Annotated in this window: 5 protein-coding genes; 1 reads left to right on the forward strand and 4 read right to left on the reverse strand. The window is 65.9% G+C overall.

All coding sequences use genetic code 11. From position 1 onward, the window contains the following. Window positions 1–49: 49 nt before the first annotated feature. From AAHZ94_RS27390 to AAHZ94_RS27400, 3 genes are all read right to left on the reverse strand, one after another. Window positions 50–538: a hypothetical protein gene (locus AAHZ94_RS27390; RefSeq protein WP_349996117.1), complete on the reverse strand. Its 489-nt coding sequence runs from the start codon at window positions 536–538 to the stop codon at window positions 50–52. Window positions 539–1644: 1106 nt separating this feature from the next. Next, on the reverse strand, window positions 1645–2340 hold the full coding sequence (locus AAHZ94_RS27395; protein WP_349996119.1) for a hypothetical protein: 696 nt from the start codon (window positions 2338–2340) through the stop codon (window positions 1645–1647). A gap of 75 nt (window positions 2341–2415) precedes the next feature. Continuing rightward, entirely contained in the window at window positions 2416–2976 is a 561-nt protein-coding gene (locus AAHZ94_RS27400; RefSeq protein WP_349996121.1) for a hypothetical protein, read from the reverse strand. 323 nt (window positions 2977–3299) lie between these two features. Here AAHZ94_RS27400 and AAHZ94_RS27405 point away from each other — a divergent pair, with 323 nt between their 5' ends. After that, on the forward strand, window positions 3300–3890 hold the full coding sequence (locus tag AAHZ94_RS27405; RefSeq protein WP_349996123.1) for a GNAT family N-acetyltransferase: 591 nt from the start codon (window positions 3300–3302) through the stop codon (window positions 3888–3890). Window positions 3891–4323: 433 nt separating this feature from the next. Here the strand turns inward: AAHZ94_RS27405 and AAHZ94_RS27410 are convergent, their stop codons facing one another. Continuing rightward, window positions 4324–5082 carry a HEAT repeat domain-containing protein gene (locus AAHZ94_RS27410; RefSeq protein WP_349996125.1) on the reverse strand — a complete coding sequence of 253 codons (759 nt, stop codon included), beginning with the start codon at window positions 5080–5082 and terminating at the stop codon, window positions 4324–4326. Between the last annotated feature and the right edge of the window lie 609 nt (window positions 5083–5691).

Below are 5691 nucleotides of genomic sequence, written 5' to 3' on the forward strand. Positions count from 1 at the left end.
GCGCCGACCCCATCCGGGTCGGCGCCCTCCGCCACAAGCATTCTTTATGTCAGAACTTCCAACTCTTCGGATTCAGCACCGTGCCCACGTCCTTGGCCTTGTTGATGGCGTCCACTCCGAAGTCCTGCGCCTTGTCCCCCATCCAGTCGGCCGCTTTCCCCGGGGCGTCCTTCACGTCGTCCCAGTGTTCGACGGTCTTGGCGCCCAGATAGACGGTGCCGAAGACGACAGTGGCACCGAGGGAGTACGGGCTGGGGTTGATGTTCGCGTACGTCAGCGAGGCATCGAAGCCAAATTCCGCAACGTCCGCCACATAGCTGGCCCCCTTCTCCCGGGTGCTGAAGTTGCCGTGGTCCCACGGCCAACCGTTGTGGTAGACCTTGTCGCCACTCCGGTAGGTGGCGAAGGTCCCGCCGATGATCGACGTCCCTCGGAGTACTCCCGAGACTTTTCCCGCGGTGGTGACTCCCCTGACGGCAGCCGAGGTCCGCCCTACGGCCGGCGTCTCGCCCCGCGCCTCAAGGTAGGACTTCTGCAAGACTCGCGTGAGCCTTGCTTGGGCGGCGCGGGTGACGTCTTGCCCGGAGTGGGTCTTCCCGCCAAAACTCTTGGCCAGAGTGTCGGAGCCCAAGGTGAAATCAATTGCCCTGTTAACACTCCAACCGTGCCACGTGGCATTCATAGCACCGAGCGTACGTAGCCCATCCCACCCTCGACCGATACGGTCGTCCACCGTGCCAGCGACAAAGGGTATACGGGAGAGCTGTTGATATCTTTGGCTTCCCCCAAAGATCATTGCCGCAACTTTCCCGGGAAGCCAGGTACCCGGAGCCGCAAGAGAGCGAGGAGTAGGGCTCCAGTCACGGATTGCCCTTGCCCTGCGAATGAGCGTACGGCTTCCGGTTGACCTTAGCTTTCGATATATACGATCCTGCCACTGCTGAACCACCGCACTATCGGAAAGATACTTAAACGCCGCATTCCCTCCCAAGATCTTAGTCATGGAAGCGGTGATGAGTGAGGTCTTTGTCGCTACACGAGCAAAACCCGTAACTTCGCTATATGCCTCAACGAACCTCATAACCGTTTCTTCATGAGGTTCCAGTCCCGTGATTTTCGCTAACGCCTTGGCCTCTAAGCGATGTATCCAATGATCGAGCGATTCATTATCCTGGCGACGGAATGATGCTGTCGCCTGATCATCGCTCGCGGCAACCGAGTTGGCCAGCAGTAGCCCATCCGGCCCAATGGGCCTCCCCACGTATCCCTTGAAGTCCGCGTCCGTGAATCCAGCCCAGCGCAACCCGGCTAGAGGGTCACCATCCTCAAGCCGGGCGACGGCCGCACGGGTACGCAAATCGGGGCCGGTCTCTGCCACCCACGAATTCATCGGCCGAAGCGGGGCCAATACATCGCTCACCCCGAGCGTTGCAGCCCGGGCAAATGCCTCTCGCAAAGCATCCGCAGTACCACCCTTACCATCAACGAGCTTCGCAAGCTGCTCTAAGTCTTGCGGATTTACGTTTCGCAACACCCCTCCAGCGGCGTCGATAAGAAATTTCGCCATTGGCATGCACAAAAAGAGTCGCCTTACTCCACTCCAGCATCTCTGAGTTCATCACGCCAGACTCCGGAGGAATCTCATCAGACGTAAGGCATGTCCCGCAAAGTGGCGTATGCGAACGCCAGTCGCCGGTCCAGCCAGCGCGCTTCTATCTCAATCTCTAAATGCATGTTGTAACCACCGTGGCCACATGAATACATAACAAACTCACCGTCCTCGGTTTCCCATTCAAGCTCACGCCCGCGCGAACTGGCACTACCGTCACCGCTCGACCGAAGCATGAAATCGAGCGTCGAATCCAAAGCAGCCACTGCTATCCCTTTGGCATCCTTCTTCGCCCATTTATTGCGCGCCACGATCACGGGGCGTCCTGGCTGATCGATACGCCACGTATGTCGGACCAGTCGATTGGTCGGGGGAATACGGCGGATGGCACCGATTACCTCGGACCGGCCATCACAGACGTGGTAGACCTGCTCCCCATCCCGTTCCAATGGATCACCGAGAGTACACAGTACGCGCTGAAACTCCGCATCTTCATAGACCACAGAGTTAAGCTCACCAAAATTAGTCGCGAAATACGCACACGGTGCAAAGGTCTGATCCTCGCCATCCCGACCTGGCACACGAATCGCCCGGACCCCTTGAACGACTTTCCTCTTATCTATTTTACTCTTTCGTTCGTCCATGCCGATCGTGAACTCACGCACCCCCCGCCAATCCACCATCGGCAGCGGCGGAACCTGCTCCTTCTGCTTACGCCTTCCAAATGCCATGACGCCCCCTTCGCAACTTCATAATTCAGCGCCCCGCGCTAAGCACTCTCTCCAACTGACCCTGAGCGCAACTTATCAGATAGCGGGACCATCCCTTAGCATGGCGTAAGCAAATGCAAGTCGCCGGTCCAGCCAGCGCGCTTCGATCTCGATCTCCAAACGCATATCATGACCACCAAAGCCGCACGATTTCATGACGAACTTACCTTCAGCGGTCCTCCACGCCAGTTCACGATCGCGCAAATAACTCCCGTCCTCGCTCGATCTGGCCAGGAACCCGACCGCCGACTCCAAGACAACCCATGCCATCTCTTTGAAATTATTCTGGGACCACTTATTACGCCCGAATATCACTGGCCGCCCCGGCTGTTCAATACGCCACGTATGCATAACGAAAGGGTTGATCGGCGGAATGCGGCGAATTAAGCCAATAGTCTCGCCCTGGGCGTCACGAACGCGATAGACTTTTTCGTCGCAGTCGAAGGGGCCATCGAGCGCGCATAGCAATTTCTGGAGCTCTGCGTCCTCATAGACCGCGGAACCCAAATCCTGATAGCTGCCTGTAGAGGAACTCGTGGGGAAATAAGCGCACGGCGCAAAGATCCACCCCCCACTCGCACGCTTGGGCACACGCACCGCCCATGCACCATAGGCCGGTTTCGCGCCCTTCGCCCTGCTATGCCATTCACACGTGCCGATCGTGAACCTTCGCACCTTTCGCCAATCCACCACCGGCAGCGGCGGAACCTGCCCCTTCCGCTTACGCCTCCCGAACATCACGCACCCCCGCGCATCGCTTCCCCCTCGAACGCAACCAACCGTAGTGGACCGACTACGACACGCCCCATGGCCCCTGCAACTTCCCGGCGGAACCCGGGGCCCGCCCCGCCCCGCCGGGGCACCCCGCACCGGCCAGAAAATCCGGCGGCCGATCCGATCCGGGCAACTACGCTCTCGTCATGGGTGTTCTGGTACGCGAGATGACCGAGGACGACATCGACGCCGTGGCCGCCGCGCGGGTGCGGGGGTGGCAGGTTGCCTACGTCGGGCTGGTGCCGCAGGCGTATCTGGATGCCATGAGCGTGGCGGAGGACGCGGTTCGGCGGCGGGAGTTCTTTTCGCGGGGGCTCGGGGACGTGGTGAACCTGGTGGCCGAGGAGCCGGGCGGGAGTGACGGCGCGGGGAGTCAGGTCGTGGGGTGGGCCTGTTTCGGGCCCTATCGGGAGAAGGACCTGCCGAGCGGGGACGCCGAGTTGTACGCGCTCTACGTCCGTCCCGAGCGGTTCGGTGCGGGCATCGGGCACGCGTTGCTCAGCGAAACGCTGCGGCGGCTGACGGAACGCGGGTTCCCGCGCGTACGGCTGTGGGTCGTACGGGGCAACGGGCGGGCCGAGCGCTTCTACGCCCGGGCCGGGTTCGCCCCCGACGGAGGTGCAGAGTCCTTCGACGTGGAGGGCGTGGCGGTACCCGAGGTGCGCTACGCACGCACCCTGCCGCCCTCCCCCACCGTCACACCCAACCCGTCCAGCCCGCCCGCCTCATCGGCCTGACCTGACCTGCAACCCCTGCCCGGCCCGCCCACCTCACCCGTACTGCACTGCTCGTCCCGCCCGTCCGCCTCACCCCTACCGCTCGCCCCGCCCGTCCCACACGCCCCGCCCCCGCCGTGGGCCCCGCCCAGTTGGCCCCGCTCCCCACCCGGATTCCCCCACGCGGCCACCCGCCGCCCCGCCGTCGCACAGCACCCAGCCGGGGCAGGCCCCCACCCCACCGCGACGTGGCGCACCAACCCGCAGGACCCCGCCCCACCACGGCATGGCGCGCCAACCCCCAGGACCCTGCGCCCGCCGTCGCGCAGCGCCCCCAACCCGCACCGGCCCCCGCCAGGCACCCCACGCCCCGCCCCCGCCCCACCGACCCACCGACCACCCGCACCCCACCCCCGCCCAGCCCAACCCAACAACCCCAACAACCGCGCCCCCACTAAGGCTTGGGCCGCGGGCGGTGGTCTGGGCGGGGGGAGCCGGGGCGGGGGTCGCGGCGGGCGATGCCGCCGGCTCGGGGGCCTTCGGGGCGGGGGACGACGCCACCGCGCGCGCCGTCCCGTCGTCCGTCGGCGCGGCCACCGCCGCTCGCCGCCGGGGCCTTGCCCGCCAGTTGGGCCAGGGCCGTGTCCGCCTCCGGGCGTAACCGTTCGTGTTCGCGCGCCGCCGCGAGGATCGGGGCCGCCCGGCGGTCGCCCAGCGTGCCGAGCCCGACCACGCAGGCGCGGGCGATCGGCCAGTAGTGGTCGCGTTCGGCGAGCAGCCGGCGCAACGTGGTGACCAGCGCGGGCACCGACTCCGGGGCCCGCAACTCCACCAGCAGCCGGATCGGGTGCAGCGCGTACGCCGTCCGCAGCGGATTGGTCGCCAGCACCGCCGCCGCCCGGGCGGTGCGCGGGTCGCCGAGCCTGGCGAGCGCCCGGGCCGCGGTGGCGCAGTGCGCCGGGTCTCGGTAGTTCAGCAGCATCACCAGCGGTTCGAAGGCCCGCCGGTCGCCCGCGCAGCCCAGTGCGAAGGCCGCGGTCTCCCGGGCGCACAGCGGCTGCCCGTTGGCCACCAGCACCCGGGCCAACTCCTCGCGTGCGGCGGGGGTGTTCTGGCGTACGAGAGCGAGGAGGTTCTCGTACGCGGCGTAGTCGGCCGATGTCGTCAGCGCGGCCCGTGCCCGGGCCGCCAGTTCGCGGAGTTCTTCTTCCATCTCCCGCCTCCCCTTGCGCTTGCCCTTGACCTTGCCCGTGCCGCCGCGGCCATCCGCGCCCCGGCCGGCACGCGTTCTCGTACTCCGTGCGTCGCCACACGGCCCGATTCCGAACTGTCCGTATCCGTGCTGTCCGTACCTGTGCTGTCCGTATCCGTGCTGTACGTATCCGTGCTGTACGCACCTGAGCTATCTGTACCTGGGCTGCCCGTATCCGAGTTGCTCGGTTCTGGGCTCCTTGCTGCCGGGTCGTCCGTTCCTGCGCTTGTCGCTTCTCCGCTGTCCCTTCCCGTGCCGGTCGCTTCCGAGCTGTCCGTATCCGCCTCGTCCCACTCCGTGTCGTACGTCTGCCTTACCTCACCGCAGGTACTCGCTCCACCCGCAGGCACTCGCCCCACCGCACGTACTCACTGCGCCGCATGCACGCACCGCACCGCACGTACGCGCCGTACCCACCCCGTCCGTGTCCCGCCCGCACCGGCCCCGCTCCGTCGCGCCCACGCGCCACCCGCTTTATGCCCGCCCCTACCCCCGGGGGGGGGGGGGGCGCCCCCCCCCCCCCCGCGGGGGGGGGGGCGCCCCGCGGGCGCCGGGGGGGCGGGGCCCGCG

This window comes from Streptomyces sp. HSW2009 (genome assembly GCF_040240285.1).
Lineage (GTDB): Bacteria > Actinomycetota > Actinomycetes > Streptomycetales > Streptomycetaceae > Streptomyces.

Excerpts from the sequence above, each read along its gene's own strand:
- AAHZ94_RS27395 (WP_349996119.1), bottom strand. The coding sequence starts at position 2,340 with ATGGCATTTGGAAGGCGTAAGCAGAAGGAGCAGGTTCCGCCGCTGCCG.
- AAHZ94_RS27410 (WP_349996125.1), bottom strand. The coding sequence starts at position 5,082 with ATGGAAGAAGAACTCCGCGAACTGGCGGCCCGGGCACGGGCCGCGCTG.
- AAHZ94_RS27405 (WP_349996123.1), top strand. The coding sequence starts at position 3,300 with ATGGGTGTTCTGGTACGCGAGATGACCGAGGACGACATCGACGCCGTG.